The organism is Nocardioides sp. LMS-CY, from assembly GCF_018732145.1.
GTDB lineage: Bacteria > Actinomycetota > Actinomycetes > Propionibacteriales > Nocardioidaceae > Nocardioides > Nocardioides soli.
Window position 1 is genome coordinate 1,117,263 of sequence record NZ_CP076104.1, and the last position, 14,717, is coordinate 1,131,979.

The following is a 14,717-nucleotide window of genomic DNA, read 5'->3' on the forward strand; positions in this document are numbered from 1 at the left end:
GTGACGGTCGGCGGCGGAAGGAGGTGCCGCGGTGAGGAACGATCTGGTGGTCAGTGGAGCGGGAACTCGACGCCGTACTCGGACTTCGATCGGGGACCGAAGATTCGGCGGTCGCCGTCCTCGATGCGAACGTCGTTGATGCTCGCCTCGCGCCGGCTCATCAGACCGTGCTGGTCGAACTCCCAGAGCTCGTTGCCGTAGCTGCGCCACCACTGGCCCGCCGGATCGTGCGACTCGTACTGGAAGCGGACGGCGATTCGATTCTCATGGAAACCCCACAGGTTCTTGCGGAGCGCGTAGTCGAGCTCCCGCTGCCACTTGGAGGTCAAGAACTCGAGGATCTCCGCCCGGCCAGTGACAAAGGCGTCCCGGTTACGCCACACCGAGTCTTCGGTGTAGGCAAGAGCGACCCGCTCCGGATCACGTGTGTTCCAGCCGTCCTCGCCCGCCTGAACCTTCTCTCGTGCTGTCTCCAGGTCGAACGGTGGGAACGGTGGTCGTCCGCTCATGGCTCCTCCTCAAGGTGGAGAACGATCGTTCTCTACGTGCCAGCTAGGCTAGAGAACGATCGTTCTTCACGCAACCCCGAAGGTTTGACGTCATGGCCGAAGTTGCACCGCCAGCGCGGGACGCGCAGGTGTCGCGGCTGCTAGCAGCCGCGGAAGCGCTCTTCTACGCACGCGGTGTCCAGGCGGTCGGCATGGACGAGATTCGCGCCGGAAGCGGGATCTCGCTGAAACGGATCTACCAGCTGTTCCGCACCAAGAGCGACCTGCTCCTCGCTGTACTTGAACGACGAGACACCCGTTGGCGAGAAGACCTCGAGACCTTCGTCGACCGAGCGCCTGACGCGGAACGGGTCTCCGCGATCTTCGACTGGCTCCACGACTGGTTCCAAGCGCCCGGGTTTCACGGATGCGCCTGGATCAACACCTTCGGCGAGCTCGGTGGCACGGACGCCGCCGTCGTGGAATCCGTACAAGCGCACAAACGCGCCTTCCACGCGTTCGTCACCAGGGCCGCCGTCGAGAGCGGCTACCCCACCGCAGTCGCGCCAGCGCTCTGCCTGCTCGCTGAGGGCGCCATCGTCAACGCGAGCATCAACGGGGACCCCGCGCAGGCCCTGGTGGCCAAGGAAGCCGCAGCGCTGCTGCGATCGAGGTCCGACCGCCACTGAGCCGGTCACGGTGTCGCGGTCGGAATAGGAACGATGTCGCCGACCGGACTCCCCGGAGTCCGAGACCTGCCCGACGAGGTCCGCTCCTAGGTCGGGTTGCGGCACCGGGAGCTCTACGCAACGATTCGCAGAGGTCAGCCCGACCCAGGCTGTCACGGTTCGATATCGACCGACAGGACCGGAGCAATGACAAACGCGCAGGTCAGGAGTCGATTCGGCGCGCTGACCTGCGCGTTGGTGGTCGTGCCCCAGGTAGGAGTCGAACCTACGACCTTTCGCTTAGGAGGCGGCTGCTCTATCCACTGAGCTACTGGGGCGTGCCCGGGCATCGTAGTCGCGTGGCTCGGGGCCGCACGACACCGCCCACCCGGGTCGGATCGACCGCCGGTTTGGCCGACGACCGGCGTCACAGGGACAATTAAGGATCGCCGTCTAGGCTCATCGAGGCCGCCGAGCGGCTCCGAGTCCCCGACCGAAGGCTGATAGATGTCCGACGCTGAGCTCGACGGTACCCCGTCCGAGTCCGGCGCTGCCACCCCGGCCACCCCCTCCGGTCCGAAGCGACGGGGCAAGGTCAAGCGGCGGCACACGGTCGGCAAGGTCGTCCTCGCCACCGTGGTCGTGCTCGGCCTCGCGACCGGCCTCGGGGTGGTCTATCTCTACCGCCACCTCAACGGCAACCTGGAGGTCCTCGACCCCAGTGCGCAGCTCTCCGATCGCCCCGACAAGGTCGACGTCGAGGGCCCTCGCGAGCCCCTGAACGTGCTGGTGATGGGCTCCGACACCCGGGACGGCGCGGGCAACAACATCGACGGCCTCACCGGCGGCGGCGAGCGGTCGGACACCACGATCCTCTTCCACCTCTCGGCCGACCGCGAGCGCGCCTACGGCATCAGCATCCCGCGCGACCTGCTCGTGCAGCGGCCGGAGTGCACGAGGGAGAACGGCGACTCGATCCCCGGCAGCAGCAGCGCGATGTGGAACGAGGCCTTCGCGCTCGGCGGCCCCGCCTGCACGATCCAGCAGTTCGAGCAGATCACCGGCATCCGTCTCGACCACTTCGTGAAGGTCGACTTCGAGGGCTTCCGGGGCATGGTCGACGCGATCGGCGGAGTCGAGATGTGCATCCCCGAGGACATCGACGACCCGGCGCACGGCATCCACATCCCCGCCGGCACCCGCAAGCTGCACGGCAACGAGGCGCTCAACTACGTGCGGGAGCGGTACGTCGTGGGCGACGGCTCCGACATCGGCCGGATGAAGCGGCAGCAGGCGTTCATCGCCTCGATGGCCCACCAGGTGGTCACCGCCGGCACGCTGGCCCGCCCCGACCGGCTGGTGCGCTTCCTGGACTCCGCGACCAAGTCGCTCACCGTCGACCCCGGCCTCGAGAACGTCATCAAGATCGCCGAGCTGGGCAACCAGTTCAAGGGGATCGGCCTGGACAACATCCAGTTCATCACCATCCCGATCATCACCGCGCCCAGCGACCCCAACCGGCTCGCGTGGAAGCAGCCCGAGGCCGACCAGGTCTGGAAGAAGATTCGCAAGGACGAGCCGCTGACCAAGCGCCTCTCCGACGGCGTGATCAGCGCCGGCAGCGTGCCCGGCGGCAAGACGCCGTCGCCCTCCGACTCCCCGTCGAGCAGCCCGTCGGACTCGCCGTCGAGCTCGCCCTCGGACACCCCGAGCAGCCCCTCGGACTCGCCGTCGACCGGCAGTCCGTCGTCGACGCCCGAGGACGAGGCCAGCCGGCAGGCGCTCGCCAACGCCGGCCTGTGCGTGTGAGGCGGCGCGGGTGAGCGAGCAGCCGCCGACGGAGCCGGACGCCCAGCCGGACGCTGAGCGGGACGCCGAGTGGCGGCGCCGCCGGCGGCGCGCCGAGATCTTCGGCGACGTGCTGCCTGAGACCACGAACGACGAGCGAGACCCGGCCCGGCCCGACCGGGAGCCGGCCGGGGACCGGTGGCTGCGGGAGCAGGTGCCCCCGCACCACGGTTCCTGAGGAGGTTGCGCTAGCAACCGGCTCGAAGGGTGGTCAGTAGGCGGCTCAGGCCCCCGGTGTCGGGCGGCCCTGCTGTGCGGCGAGCAGGTCGCGGATCTCCTCGAGGAGTTGGACGTCCTCGGGGGTGCCGGGCTCCTCGGCCGGGAAGAACCTCTCCTTGGCCTTGGTGTAGGGCAGCACGATGAAGAAGTAGACGACGGCGGAGATGATCAGGAAGCTGATGACCGCCGTCACCCAGGCGCCGAAGGGGAGCCCGCCGGGCTCCCAGCCCGAGAAGTCCGGCTGCCCGCCGACCTTGCCGATCAGCCCCATGATGAGGTCGACCGTCGCGGTCACGATGGCCGTGAACGCGAGCGCCATGATCAGGGCCACGGCCAGCTCGATGAGGTTGCCTCGCAGGATGAAGTTCTTGAATCCGGTCATGGCCCGACGCTAATGGGCGAAGGCGATGGTGAGGAAGGTCCGCACCGACGCGTCCGCGATGCGGGCGACGTCGCCGGGCGCGGTGCCGACCACGACGAGCCGGCCGGTCAGGCCGGTGGCGCCGGCCTCGTCGGGGGTGCCGGGCAGGGCCAGCACCGGCACCGACTCGGCGACCACTGCCGCCGGCCCGCCCTCCGGGTCGGCGGAGACCAGGTCGATCCGGTCGCCGACCCGCAGCAGCGCGGCGGTCCCGGCGTCCGGGAGCCGCACCGGTACGGCGACCAGACCGGGGTAGCCGTCGGTGAGGGCCGGGCCGACCAGGCGTACGTCGGTCACCGGCTCGCCCGCGCGCAGCGGCGCCGCCAGCGTGCGGCCGACTGGCTCCGTGGCGAGCCCGTCGGGCGCCGAGCCGGGCGCGAACTCCGCGCGGCGGACGTCGCCGGCGCTCAGCACCGTGCCGGACGGCAGGTCGCGGGCGGCCACGGTCACCGCCACCCGGGCGGGTGGTTCGGCCGCGGCGGCGTGCAGGCCGGCGGCGACGGCGACCGCCGTCAGCAGTGCGGCGAGCAGTCGCCGGCGCGCGAGCAGCGTGCGGCGCAGAGTTCGGCGTACGACGGCGAGACGGTCACGGACGGACATGCCGCGACGCTAGGAGAAGGAGCCGGGGTCGCGCTCCGGCTCTCCACAGGGCCCGGCCCGGGCTCAGTCGGAGGACGCCGCGGCGGCGGTCGCCGCTGGCTTCGACTCGCTCTTGGTCTCGGTCTTCGTGCTCGAGGAGTCCGACGTCGACGAGTCGGACTTCGAGGAGCCGCCGTCGGTGGCGGACCCGCCGGAGCGGCTGTCGGTGCGGTAGAAGCCCGAGCCCTTGAAGACGACGCCGACGGCGTTGAAGAGCTTGCGCAGCTTGCCCTGGCACTCCGGGCACGTGGTCAGCGCGTCGTCGGAGAAGCTCTGGAACTGCTCGAAGGCATGCCCGCACTCGGTGCAGGCGTACTGATAGGTCGGCACGGTTCTCCTTCTCGGACGGCCCCGGGCTGGCACTCGGCACTGACGAGTGCCAAGAGTACCCGAGACCTCCAGCGTCAGCCGCGCAGCCGCACGATTCCCGCCGGGCTCGCGGCGTGGGTCACCCGGCGGTCGTGCGGCTCGGCCGGCACGGCGACCCCGACCTCCTCGTCGTAGAGCAGCACGCAGGTGAAGGTGCCGACGGGGACCCGGCCCAGCGCCCGGTCGTAGGAGCCGCCCCCGCGACCGAGCCGGAGCCCGTCCGCGGCGACCGCCAGCCCCGGCACGAGCACCGCGTCGGCGGTGCCGACCGACTCGGGTCCGAGTCGCCGCCCGGCCGGCTCGAGCAGGCCGAAGCGCGCGGGGAGCAGCGAGTCCGGACCGTCGTACGCCGCCCAGTCGAGGTCGCCGTCGGGCAGCAGCACCGGCAGCACCACCCGCTTGCCGGCGGCGCGCAGCCCGTCGAGGAGCGGGCCGGTGCCGGGCTCGCCGTCGATCGAGACGTACGCCGCGACCGTCGCCGCCCGGCGTACCTCCGGTGCCCCGAGCAGGTGCGCCGCGATGGCGTGCGCGTCGGCGACCACGTCGACCAGCGGGCGGCGGCCGCGGGCGGTGAGCAGCCGGTCCCGGACAGCCAGCTTGGCCGGAGATTGCATGTGCCTCACCAGGGAAGCCTACGATCGTGAGTATGGGTTCTGCTGGCCTCCAGAGGGCACGCGAGAAGATGTCGGCGGCGGGCATCGACGAGATCGCGATCGAGACCTTCGCCCACTACTACCGGCTCCTCGAGCACGGTGAGACGGGGATGATCCCCGAGGCGTCGATCGACCCCGTCGACATCGACGCGCTGGCCGACGTCGAGGTGTCCGACGAGGATGGCGCGGCCGCGGTGCGGGCGACGGCGGTGATCAAGCTCAACGGCGGCCTCGGCACCTCGATGGGCATGGACCGGGCCAAGTCGCTGCTGTGCGTGCGGCGCGGGCTGTCCTTCCTCGACATCATCGCCCGGCAGATCCTGCACCTGCGGCGCGACTACGACGCGACGCTGCCGCTGATCTTCATGAACAGCTTCCGCACCTCCGCCGACACGATGGCGGCGCTGGCCCGCTACGAGGACCTGCCGGTCGAGGGGTTGCCGCTGGAGTTCCTGCAGAACAAGGAGCCCAAGCTGCTCGCCAAGGACCTCAGCCCGGTCAGCTGGCCCAAGGACCCCGACCTCGAGTGGTGCCCGCCCGGCCACGGCGACCTCTACACCGCGCTGCGTGGCACCGGCCTGCTCGACGTGCTGATCGAGGCGGGCTACCGGTACGTGTTCGTCTCCAACTCCGACAACCTCGGTGCGGTGCCCGACCCACTGGTCGCCGGCTGGTTCGCCACGAGCGGCGCGCCGTTCGCGATCGAGGCGGTCCGCCGTACGCCGTCCGACCGCAAGGGCGGCCACTTCGCCCGCCGCAAGTCCGACGGCCGCCTGGTGCTGCGCGAGACCGCCCAGACGCCGGCGGAGGACCGCAAGGCGCTCGCCGACCTCGACCGGCACCGCTTCTGCTCCACCAATAACCTCTGGTTCGACCTGGTCGCGATGCAGAACGAGCTGGACCGCCGCGGCGGCATCCTCGGCCTGCCGCTGATCCGCAACGTCAAGCCGGTCGACCCGAGTGACAGGTCCACGCCCGAGGTGATCCAGATCGAGACCGCCATGGGTGCGGCGATCGAGGTGTTCGAGGGTGCGGCGCTGATCGAGGTCGGGCGCGACCGGTTCGTGCCGGTCAAGACCACCAACGACCTGCTGGTGCTGCGCTCCGACGTCTACGACATCGGCCAGGACTTCGTGCTCGACCAGACCGTTCCCGACGTCCCCTTCGTCGACCTCGACGCGAGCTACTACCGGCTCGTCGGCGAGTTCGACAAGCGCTTCCCGGAGGGCGCCCCCTCGATGCGCAAGGCGCAGTCGCTGCGGGTGGCGGGGGACTGGACCTTCGGCCCCGGCGTCCAGGTCGTCGGCGACGTCGAGCTCGAGGCCGGCGCCGCCCAGCGCGTCCCCGCGGACGCCGTGCTGACCACCGGCTCGGATGCCTGACCCGGCCGCGGGGGCGCACCCCGAGCTGCTCACCGTCGACGAGCACCGCGCGCGCATCCTGGAGGCGATCGAGCCGCTGCCCGACTTCCCGCAGCCGCTCATGGACGCCCTGGGCCTGGCCATCGCCGAGGACGTCGTCGCCGAGGTGGCGCTGCCGTCGTTCGACAACTCCGCGATGGACGGCTACGCCGTACGCCGCGAGGACGTCGTCGCGGCCACCGACGAGACGCCCGTGCACCTGCCCGTGGTCGGCGAGATCGGTGCGGGCCAGGGTGGCCTGCTGGCGCTGCCGCCCGGCACGGCCGCCAAGATCATGACCGGTGCGCCGGTGCCCGCCGGCGCCGACAGCGTCGTGCCCTACGAGTGGACCGACCGCGGCGTCGCCCAGGTGCGCATCAGCGCGGCGCCGACGCTCGGGCAGCACATCCGGCCGATGGGCGACGACGTCGCCGTCGGCGACGTGCTGGTCTCCCAGGGCACGGTCCTGGGGCCGCGCCACCTCGGCCTGCTGGCCGCCGTCGGCCGGGCCACCGTGCGCTCCCGCCCGCGTCCGAGGGTGGTCGTGCTGTCCACCGGATCCGAGCTCCGCGACCCCGGCACGCCGCTGGGCCGGGACTCGATCTACGACGGCAACTCCTATCTGCTGGCCGCGGCCGCGCGGCGGGCGGGCGCGATCGCCTACCGGGTGGGGATCGTCCCCGACCAGCCGGATGCCTTCCTCGACGCGCTGCACGACCAGCTCGTACGGGCCGACCTCGTCGTCACCAGTGGCGGCGTCTCGCAGGGCGACTACGACGTGGTCAAGGAGGCGCTGACCCCGCTGGGCACCGTGTGGTTCGGCGGGATCCGGATGCAGCCCGGCAAGCCGCAGGGCTTCGGCCACGTCGGCGACGACCGCACCCCGATCTTCACGCTGCCGGGCAACCCGGTGTCGTCGTACGTCTCCTTCGAGCAGTTCGTGCTGCCGGCGATCCGCAAGCTGATGGGTCGCACGCCGTACGCGCGACCGACCGTGCCCGCGCGCCTCACCCACGCGATCGGCTCGCCCGCCGGGCGCCGGCAGCTGGTGCGGGCCGAGTACGGCGTCGACGCGGGCGCAGCGTACGCCACGCCGGTCGGTGGACACGGTTCCCACCTGATCGGCGATCTGGCATCGTCCAACGCGCTGGTCGTGGTGCCCGAGGACGTCACCTCGGTCGCCGCCGGCACGCAGGTGCAGGTGCTGAGGCTCGACGAGGAGTTCTGATGTCGGAACCGCGCTTGACGCACGTGGACGAGTCGGGCGCGGCCCGGATGGTCGACGTGTCGGGCAAGGCCGTCACCGCACGCACCGCCTCGGCCTCGGGCCGGGTGCTGGTGTCGCCGGAGGTCGTCGCGCTGCTGCGCGGGGACGGCGTGCCGAAGGGCGACGCGCTCGCGGTCGCCCGGATCGCCGGCATCATGGGCGCCAAGCAGACGCCGTCGCTGGTGCCGCTGTGCCACCCGCTGTCGATCTCGGGGGTGATCGTCGACCTCTCCGTCGCCGGCGACGCCGTCGAGATCGTCGCGACCGTGCGCACCAACGACCGCACCGGCGTGGAGATGGAGGCCCTGACCGCGGTGTCCGTGGCCGCGCTGACCGTCGTCGACATGGTCAAGGCCGTCGACAAGGGCGCCGTGATCACCGACGTGCGCGTCGAGACCAAGACCGGCGGCAAGTCGGGGGACTGGTCGCGGCCATGAGCGGGCCGGACGAGTCGGCGCTGCCCGCCGCGGTGGTCGTGGCTTCCAACCGGGCCGCGGCCGGTGTCTACGAGGACGCCACCGGGCCGCTGATCGTGGACTTCCTGCGCGAGCTGGGGTTCGCCGTCGATGCCCCGGCCGTCGTACCCGACGGCGAGCCGGTGGGCGCGGCGATCGCCGCCGCGGCCGAGGCCGGCGCGCGGGTGGTGCTCACCACCGGCGGCACCGGGCTCACCCCGACCGACCGCACGCCGGAGGTCACCCGGGTGCTGTTGGACTTCGAGGCTCCGGGGATCGCCGAGGCGATCCGGGCGTACGGCGTCGCGAACGGCGTCCCATCGGCGGTGCTCTCGCGTGGGCTGGCCGGCGTCGTCGGCCGGTGCCTGGTGGTGAACCTGCCCGGCTCGCGGGGTGGGGTGAAGGACGGGCTCGCGGTGCTCCGCCCGATGCTCGTGCACGCCGTGGAGCAGGTTGCCGGAGGCGATCATTGACCGCCGGGTGGCCGGCTCGGCTGGAGTCGCGCGAGGTGACCGTCCGCCCGCTGGTCGGCTCCGACGCCCGCGCCTGGCGCGACGCCCGCCGGCGCAACGGTGCGTGGCTGACACCCTGGGACGCGACCGCGCCACCGGGGGCGGACGCCCGGCCCTCGACGTTCCGGTCGCTGGTGCGCCGGCTGCACCGGCAGGCGCGGGCGGGCACGACGTACCCCTTCGCGATCGACGTCGACGGCCGGTTCGCCGGACAGCTCACCGTGAACAACATCGTGCGCGGCTCGGCGCAGTTCGCCTCGGTGGGCTACTGGCTCGACCAGCGGTACGCCGGGCGCGGGGTGATGCCGCGCGCCGTGGCGCTGGTGATCGACCACTGCTTCACGGTCGCCCGACTGCACCGGATCGAGGTGGCCATCCGGCCCGAGAACTCCAACTCGCTGCGGGTCGTCGAGAAGCTCGGCATCCGTGAGGTCGGCTTCGCGCCGCTCTTCCTGCACATCGACGGCGCGTGGCGCGATCACCGCATCTACGCCGTCACCGTCGAGGAGTGCCCCGAGGGGATGCTCCGGAGGCTCGATTCTCACGAGTCACACGAGTGATTTTGCGACACACCTGTGGACATCCGCGGCCTCGTGAGGTAGCACTCATAACCTCTGTCTCGTGGACATGAGCGCTTTGATCTTCGTCGCCCTCGCCGTGGCGTGGGCGGTCTACCTCGTGCCCAAGGCGCTCAAGCACCACGACGAGGACGCCCGAAGCCGCACCGTCGACCGGTTCTCGCACACGATGCGCGTGCTGGCCCGACGCGAGCCCGTCGACAAGCGCACCGCCCGGCTGGTGACGCCGGACGGCCAGGCCGTCGACGAGGAGCAGCCGGCCGGGGTCTCCCGCGCCGAGCGCCGAGCGGAGCGTCGCGCCGCGAAGGCCGAGCGCCAGATGGCCCGGGCCGCCGAGGCCGAGCGCCTCGCCGCCTCGCTCACTCCCGCCCAGGTCCGGGCCCGCCGGGCCGCGGCCAGGCGGGCCACCAAGCGGCGCCGCAACGTGCTCGGCGTCGTGCTGCTCACCAACCTCGTGGTCATCGGCCTCGCCGCGTTCGGCGTGCTCGCGTGGCCGTACGTCGCGCTCCCGGCCGCGCTGCTCGTCGGCTGGCTGGTGCTGTGCCGGCTGATGGTCAAGGGCGAGCAGCGACTGCTGCCCGCGCGCCGCCCCGCCGATCGCACGCCGGTCGACCGGATGCCCGCCGACGCCCCCGCCGACGCACCGGCCGAGGACGACGCCGAGACCCGCGAGCGCGAGGTCACCGACCCGGCGGTCGAGGCCGCTGAGGAGGCGGCCGACGACATCGACCCGATGGAGGACACCTCCGCCGGTATCTCCGCCATCGTCGACCCGGCGATGTGGGACCCGGTCCCGGTCACGCTCCCGACGTACGTCACCAAGCCGGCCGCCACCCGCCGTACCGTCCGCACCATCGACCTCGACTCCACCGGCGTGTGGACCTCCGGCCGCACCGACGCGGACGCCCAGCTCGCCCGCGAGGCCGACGAGGCGGAGAAGGCCGAGAAGGCCGCCCGCTCCCGCCGCGACGGCGACGACAACCGCGCGGTCGGCTCGTAACCGGACTCCGGGAAGCTCGGCGCCTGAGCCGATTCGGTGCTCACCGAGGCCGGGTGCTAACGTTTCCCACCGCGTCGTACGACGCACTGGGGCTGTGGCGCAGTTGGTAGCGCGTCTCGTTCGCAATGAGAAGGTCAGGGGTTCGAATCCCCTCAGCTCCACCAGGACAGGCTTACTCGAAACACTGACCGGAAGAAGGTCGGCGAGTACGGGTGTCCGGTTACGAGAAGGCGATCTGTCCGATGGGACGGGTCGCCTTTTAGGTTTCGGTGGCCGCCCTCCTGCGTGCCAACACGATCCGGGCCGCCGTAGACGGCGACCGCATCGGGGAACTCGTCGAAGGGTGGGAGGCGGTCGTCGCCGGTGACCTTGAGTGGTTCGTCGTCGGGAAGAATCGCTCGAAGAACGTGCTGTTGAGGTGTTGGCGGGTGCTGTCGGGTGCGTGGTGGTAGGGCCCGATGGAGTGCTGGCCGACCTGTCGCCAGCCTATGCCGGCGCTGTTGCCAGCAGCGTTCCCTGGCTCGCGGGTTGTTCCAGGTTGCGAAGGCATTGCGCAGGTATGTAGGGCAGCGAACGGTACGCCGGCGCGGTCGGTACCTGCTACGTGAGCAGGCGTGTCTGAAGGTCGGCGGCCGGAGCCCAGGCGAACTGGCGGCCGATTTTGAATCGGTCGAGGAGCCCGCGCGACTCCAGGTCCATGAGGTCGTGCCGTGCCGTCTCTCCTGACACATGATGGCTTCGGGCGTGGCTCCGCGTGGTGTAGCTGGCCCCGGGCTGCTTGACCGCGTGCTCGAGCAGGGCGAGTTGGCGATAGTTGTACTCCCCCGGGGCGGCTTGGATCGCTCGCGTCATCTCGCGAAGCTGGGCGGCCTTCTCCGCCAGGTACTCGTGGAGGTCGCAGATCGCGCGATTGATGACGCCGAGGTGGTAGATGAAGAAGTGAGTGAGGTCGCCGCCATCCTGCTCGGTGAGCAGGTAGGAGCGTCCGTATTGGGCCGGAGCCTTCTTCAGGATTCTCGAGATGGTCAGGAACTCGGTGAGCCAGTACCCGTTGCGCAGCATGGTCCAGTAGAAGAGAGCTCTCGCGGTGCGTCCGTTGCCGTCCTCGAAGTAGTGGTCGTAGCCGACCATGAAATGCACTGCGATCGCTCGTAGGACGGCCGGCATGTAGTGATCTGAGCCACCGCCGTTGGCGAACTCGCAGAGACGCTCCAAGCGCCTGGGGAGTTCGGCTACCGGCGGCGGCTGGTGGAGCAGGTTGCCCCACTCGTCCCACACGGCGATGCGATCGGCGTCTACGTCTTGCAGCCGTCCAGCGTTTTCGGGGTGTTTGAGAGTCCCGTCGGTCACGATGCGGTGGATCTCGCAGACGAGGTCGGGAGTCAAGGGCTCGTTGCGCAGTTCGGTGATCCGCTGCATGGCGTGGAAGTTGTTGAAGATCATCCGCTCGCTTCGATCGCGGGGTTCGCGGCCATTGCGGAGCATGTCCTTGGCGACCTGGCGAGTCGTCGCAGCGCCTTCGAGCTGGCTTGAGGTGATCGCTTCCTCGATGAGTGAGTTCACGACGTAGCGGTCTCGCGATGCAGGATTCGTGACTTCTTCGCTGATCGTGATGTTGCCGCTCGCGTCCCGCGTGATCTGATCAATCGCCGCAAGGACCTCGTCGGGTAGGGCATAGGAGAATGGTCGGTCGTCCTTGTCGCGCAGGACATCGATCGCGCGCTGGACGCTGCGGCGGAGCAGACGGATCGCGAGCCACCATTCCTCGTGGGTCAGGTCACCAGGTGGCGTCTTGAAGCGAAGCTTGTCCCACGGAAGGTAGCGCGTGGTGAGTGCCCCGTCGGGCAGCGCCTGCTGCAGGACGGCGCTGAATCGTCCGCTCTCCTGAAGGTTGAGGAGGATCGCGTCATAGTCAGGCGGCGCAACTGGCGTCTTCAACGCGAACTCCTAGATCTGCCAAGGCTTGAACTTGTGGTCCAGCCTAGCCACGGGAGCGCCAACTTCAAGTATTTTCGCTTCTTGAAGTTGCTTGGGAGATGGTGCAGACCGCGTGCGACCTTCAGTACAACTCCAAACATTGTCACATCTTGAAGTTCGCGGGGATCGGCTCGCTATCCGCCCCCGCGTGGCAGATGTGGCAAGTGACAGGCCATGTCCCGACCTCCTCCAAGAGGCGACTGGAGTGTCGGACCGGACTCAATGCGCACCAGACCTCGTTCACCTGACCTGAGGGTCGTGGATCCGCGGATTTGAGAGCAGTCTCGTCAGGTGTGCTGCCGACTCGGGTGTGGCGAGTATGACCGTGGTCGGCGCGGGATCCGGGTCACCCGCGACCTCCCGGCGGGGTCGAGCCGCGACTTCAGCCGGCACCGACACGCAGAGCGCCGTCATCCCAGCCTCTCGGCAACGAAGGTGGCTCGCTCCTCGCGAGTCGGATGCCCCCCAACCGATGCAGAACGGGTGGCCCGCTGGGGCGGCGTACACCTGGTGTCCCTCGGTGCGGTGCAGGTCAGGTGCTGCCGGGAGCAGGCGCGCGCCAAGGGCCATCGCCTGCTCGTGCGCTGCCCTGGCGTCCTCGACGTGGAGGTCGACGTGCACTTGCTGAGGGCGCTCCGTCCGGCCACTCAGGGGGGACGTGGTCGGCCGCGTCGAACATGACGACGCTGCGTACCAAGTCCATGGCGGTTGATCCCACGAACCTCGGCGTCGCGATCCGCATGCCTCGATCTCGACCGCGGTGATGACCACCAGGGCCCTCGACCTGCCCGAAGGCCGGCCCCTCCCGTCCGCGCCCGCCGCTTGGTGGCGGGCGCGGACGGTGTCCTGCGTCAGCTGGTCGCCGGGGCGAACTCGTCCGACACCTGCGTCAGCACCTTCCGCAGGATCGTGCCGAGCTCGTCGATCTCTGCGCGACCCGCCACCAGCGGAAGAGCCACCTGGAGCACCGGCTCGCCGCGGACGTCGGATCGAGCGAGCATGCCCGCGGACAGGGAGAGCGCGGTGATCCGCTGGGTGAGGGCGGCCGCCTCGGCAGGCGCGAAGCTGGTCCTGGTCTCGGCGTCCTTGACGAACTCGATCGCCTGGAAGTAGCCGACGCCCCGAGTGTCCCCGACGATGGGGATGTCGCGCAGCGATGCCAGCATGTCGGCCAGCGCCCCTTCGTGTCGCCGCACGTTGTCGATCAGCCCGTCCTCCTCCATGACCCTCGACGCAGCCAGGGCGATGGCACACACGACCGGGTGCCCGGAGAACGTGTAGCCGTGCAGGAACGGGGTTCCGGTCTCCAGGAACGGCGTGGCGACCTTGTCGGAGATCACCACGGCCCCCAGCGGTGCGTAGCCACTGGTCAGTCCCTTGGCCGCGGTGATCAGATCGGGGGAGTAGCCGATTCGGCTCGCCCCGAACCAGTCCCCCAACCGGCCCCACGCGCAGATGACCTCGTCGCTCACGAGGAGCACGTCGAACTCGTCACAGATCTCTCGGACGCGCTGGAAGTAGCCCTCCGGCGGCGGGATGCAACCACCGGCGTTCTGGACCGGCTCCAGGAAGACGGCGGCCACGGTCTCCGGCCCTTCGAACAGGATCCGGTCGCGGATCTCCTCGGCGTAGACCGATGGGTCTTGTCCGTCGGGCAGCCGATAGACGTTGGTGTTGGAGACGTGACACGCACCGTCCAGCATCGGCTCGTACGCCGTCCTGATGGGCGTCAGGCCGGTGAGGGCCAGAGCGCCCATGGTCGTCCCGTGGTACGCGACCTTCCGGGCGATCATCTTGGTCTTGCCGAGGTTGCCGCGCACCCGGTGATACTGCCGAGCGAGCTTGATCGCCGACTCCACGGCCTCGCTGCCGCCGCTGGTGAAGAAGACCCGCTCCAGTCCCTCCGGTGCGCGCTCGACGATGAACTGCGCCAGGGCCTCCGCCGGCTCGTTGCGGTAGTTCCACATCTGCGAGTAGCCGACCTGCTTCGCCTGTTCGACCCCGGCGGCCACGACGTCGGCTCGTCCGTGCCCGAGCGCCATGGAGCAGATCGAGGCGAACGAGTCCAGGTAGCGGTTCCCCTGGTCGTCGAAGAGGTAGCAGCCTTCCCCGCGGACGATCCGCACCGGCAGGTCCGACTGGGGACCGAACGGCGCCTTGAACGGCATCCAAACGTGCCAGGGCTCGACTTCGTGGTGGTTCATGGGACTCCTGTTCTGGGCA

The 14,717-nt window shown here is 70.2% G+C and carries 18 protein-coding genes and 2 tRNA genes; 11 read left to right on the plus strand and 9 right to left on the minus strand.

Annotated elements, in window-relative coordinates; genetic code table 11:
* Window positions 1-50: 50 nt before the first annotated feature.
* Window positions 51-509, minus strand: a complete 459-nt coding sequence (locus KM427_RS05385) for a nuclear transport factor 2 family protein (RefSeq protein WP_215526524.1) — start codon at window positions 507-509, stop codon at window positions 51-53.
* 92 nt (window positions 510-601) lie between these two features.
* Between KM427_RS05385 and KM427_RS05390 the strand changes: the two genes are divergently transcribed.
* Entirely contained in the window at window positions 602-1,177 is a 576-nt protein-coding gene (locus KM427_RS05390) for a TetR/AcrR family transcriptional regulator (RefSeq protein ID WP_183592966.1), read from the plus strand.
* A 244-nt stretch (window positions 1,178-1,421) separates the two neighbouring features.
* Here KM427_RS05390 and KM427_RS05395 read toward each other — a convergent pair.
* Window positions 1,422-1,494 (minus strand) — tRNA-Arg (locus KM427_RS05395).
* 169 nt (window positions 1,495-1,663) lie between these two features.
* Between KM427_RS05395 and KM427_RS05400 the strand changes: the two genes are divergently transcribed.
* Together KM427_RS05400 and KM427_RS05405 are read left to right on the plus strand one after the other, a co-directional pair.
* Complete coding sequence (locus KM427_RS05400) at window positions 1,664-2,965, plus strand: LCP family protein (protein WP_183592967.1); 1,302 nt, start codon at window positions 1,664-1,666, stop codon at window positions 2,963-2,965.
* Between the two features lie 10 nt (window positions 2,966-2,975).
* A complete protein-coding gene (locus tag KM427_RS05405) occupies window positions 2,976-3,182 on the plus strand; it encodes a hypothetical protein (protein ID WP_215526525.1) in 207 nt (68 codons plus the stop codon).
* Between the two features lie 45 nt (window positions 3,183-3,227).
* Here KM427_RS05405 and KM427_RS05410 read toward each other — a convergent pair whose 3' ends face one another.
* The 4 genes from KM427_RS05410 to KM427_RS05425 all read right to left on the minus strand — a co-directional run bounded on the left by KM427_RS05410 (window position 3,228) and on the right by KM427_RS05425 (window position 5,266).
* A complete protein-coding gene (locus tag KM427_RS05410) occupies window positions 3,228-3,605 on the minus strand; it encodes an MscL family protein (RefSeq protein ID WP_215526526.1) in 378 nt (125 codons plus the stop codon).
* 9 nt (window positions 3,606-3,614) lie between these two features.
* Window positions 3,615-4,244, minus strand: a complete 630-nt coding sequence (locus tag KM427_RS05415) for an SAF domain-containing protein (RefSeq protein WP_215526527.1) — start codon at window positions 4,242-4,244, stop codon at window positions 3,615-3,617.
* A 63-nt stretch (window positions 4,245-4,307) separates the two neighbouring features.
* Window positions 4,308-4,613: an FmdB family zinc ribbon protein gene (locus KM427_RS05420; protein WP_183592970.1), complete on the minus strand. Its 306-nt coding sequence runs from the start codon at window positions 4,611-4,613 to the stop codon at window positions 4,308-4,310.
* Between the two features lie 74 nt (window positions 4,614-4,687).
* Entirely contained in the window at window positions 4,688-5,266 is a 579-nt protein-coding gene (locus tag KM427_RS05425; RefSeq protein ID WP_183593814.1) for a 5-formyltetrahydrofolate cyclo-ligase, read from the minus strand.
* A gap of 32 nt (window positions 5,267-5,298) precedes the next feature.
* On the opposite strand from KM427_RS05425, the gene KM427_RS05430 reads away from it, so the two are divergent.
* The 8 genes from KM427_RS05430 (at window position 5,299) to KM427_RS05465 (ending at window position 10,969) form a co-directional block, all read left to right on the plus strand.
* A complete protein-coding gene (locus tag KM427_RS05430) occupies window positions 5,299-6,687 on the plus strand; it encodes a UTP--glucose-1-phosphate uridylyltransferase (RefSeq protein ID WP_215526528.1) in 1,389 nt (462 codons plus the stop codon).
* Entirely contained in the window at window positions 6,680-7,933 is a 1,254-nt protein-coding gene (gene glp, locus KM427_RS05435; RefSeq protein ID WP_215526529.1) for a molybdotransferase-like divisome protein Glp, read from the plus strand. Before KM427_RS05430 ends, glp begins: the two co-directional genes overlap by 8 nt.
* Window positions 7,933-8,409: a cyclic pyranopterin monophosphate synthase MoaC gene (moaC, locus tag KM427_RS05440; protein ID WP_215526530.1), complete on the plus strand. Its 477-nt coding sequence runs from the start codon at window positions 7,933-7,935 to the stop codon at window positions 8,407-8,409. Before glp ends, moaC begins: the two co-directional genes overlap by 1 nt.
* Window positions 8,406-8,900 carry a MogA/MoaB family molybdenum cofactor biosynthesis protein gene (locus KM427_RS05445; protein WP_215526531.1) on the plus strand — a complete coding sequence of 165 codons (495 nt, stop codon included), beginning with the start codon at window positions 8,406-8,408 and terminating at the stop codon, window positions 8,898-8,900. Before moaC ends, KM427_RS05445 begins: the two co-directional genes overlap by 4 nt.
* 35 nt (window positions 8,901-8,935) lie before the next feature.
* A complete protein-coding gene (locus tag KM427_RS05450; RefSeq protein ID WP_252275083.1) occupies window positions 8,936-9,499 on the plus strand; it encodes a GNAT family N-acetyltransferase in 564 nt (187 codons plus the stop codon).
* A 67-nt stretch (window positions 9,500-9,566) separates the two neighbouring features.
* Window positions 9,567-10,517 carry a divisome protein SepX/GlpR gene (gene sepX, locus KM427_RS05455; RefSeq protein ID WP_215526533.1) on the plus strand — a complete coding sequence of 317 codons (951 nt, stop codon included), beginning with the start codon at window positions 9,567-9,569 and terminating at the stop codon, window positions 10,515-10,517.
* An 88-nt stretch (window positions 10,518-10,605) separates the two neighbouring features.
* A tRNA-Ala gene (locus KM427_RS05460) sits at window positions 10,606-10,681 on the plus strand.
* A 105-nt stretch (window positions 10,682-10,786) separates the two neighbouring features.
* Window positions 10,787-10,969: a hypothetical protein gene (locus KM427_RS05465; protein WP_215526534.1), complete on the plus strand. Its 183-nt coding sequence runs from the start codon at window positions 10,787-10,789 to the stop codon at window positions 10,967-10,969.
* Window positions 10,970-11,117: 148 nt separating this feature from the next.
* On the opposite strand, the gene KM427_RS05470 is transcribed toward KM427_RS05465, so the two are convergent.
* The 3 genes from KM427_RS05470 to KM427_RS05480 all read right to left on the minus strand — a co-directional run bounded on the left by KM427_RS05470 (window position 11,118) and on the right by KM427_RS05480 (window position 14,698).
* A complete protein-coding gene (locus KM427_RS05470) occupies window positions 11,118-12,455 on the minus strand; it encodes a Fic family protein (RefSeq protein ID WP_215526535.1) in 1,338 nt (445 codons plus the stop codon).
* Window positions 12,456-12,734: 279 nt separating this feature from the next.
* A complete protein-coding gene (locus KM427_RS25830; RefSeq protein ID WP_215526536.1) occupies window positions 12,735-13,265 on the minus strand; it encodes a VOC family protein in 531 nt (176 codons plus the stop codon).
* A gap of 80 nt (window positions 13,266-13,345) precedes the next feature.
* On the minus strand, window positions 13,346-14,698 hold the full coding sequence (locus KM427_RS05480) for an aspartate aminotransferase family protein (protein WP_215526537.1): 1,353 nt from the start codon (window positions 14,696-14,698) through the stop codon (window positions 13,346-13,348).
* Window positions 14,699-14,717 lie beyond the last annotated feature (19 nt).

What these genes read in the sequence shown, in the direction of transcription:
- moaC (WP_215526530.1), top strand. Translation starts at nt 7,933, where the DNA reads ATGTCGGAACCGCGCTTGACGCACGTGGACGAGTCGGGCGCGGCCCGG.
- KM427_RS05430 (WP_215526528.1), top strand. Translation starts at nt 5,299, where the DNA reads ATGGGTTCTGCTGGCCTCCAGAGGGCACGCGAGAAGATGTCGGCGGCG.
- KM427_RS05410 (WP_215526526.1), bottom strand. Translation starts at nt 3,605, where the DNA reads ATGACCGGATTCAAGAACTTCATCCTGCGAGGCAACCTCATCGAGCTG.
- KM427_RS05390 (WP_183592966.1), top strand. Translation starts at nt 602, where the DNA reads ATGGCCGAAGTTGCACCGCCAGCGCGGGACGCGCAGGTGTCGCGGCTG.
- KM427_RS05445 (WP_215526531.1), top strand. Translation starts at nt 8,406, where the DNA reads ATGAGCGGGCCGGACGAGTCGGCGCTGCCCGCCGCGGTGGTCGTGGCT.
- sepX (WP_215526533.1), top strand. Translation starts at nt 9,567, where the DNA reads ATGAGCGCTTTGATCTTCGTCGCCCTCGCCGTGGCGTGGGCGGTCTAC.
- KM427_RS05385 (WP_215526524.1), bottom strand. Translation starts at nt 509, where the DNA reads ATGAGCGGACGACCACCGTTCCCACCGTTCGACCTGGAGACAGCACGA.
- KM427_RS05425 (WP_183593814.1), bottom strand. Translation starts at nt 5,266, where the DNA reads ATGCAATCTCCGGCCAAGCTGGCTGTCCGGGACCGGCTGCTCACCGCC.
- glp (WP_215526529.1), top strand. Translation starts at nt 6,680, where the DNA reads ATGCCTGACCCGGCCGCGGGGGCGCACCCCGAGCTGCTCACCGTCGAC.
- KM427_RS05415 (WP_215526527.1), bottom strand. Translation starts at nt 4,244, where the DNA reads ATGTCCGTCCGTGACCGTCTCGCCGTCGTACGCCGAACTCTGCGCCGC.
- KM427_RS05400 (WP_183592967.1), top strand. Translation starts at nt 1,664, where the DNA reads ATGTCCGACGCTGAGCTCGACGGTACCCCGTCCGAGTCCGGCGCTGCC.
- KM427_RS05480 (WP_215526537.1), bottom strand. Translation starts at nt 14,698, where the DNA reads ATGAACCACCACGAAGTCGAGCCCTGGCACGTTTGGATGCCGTTCAAG.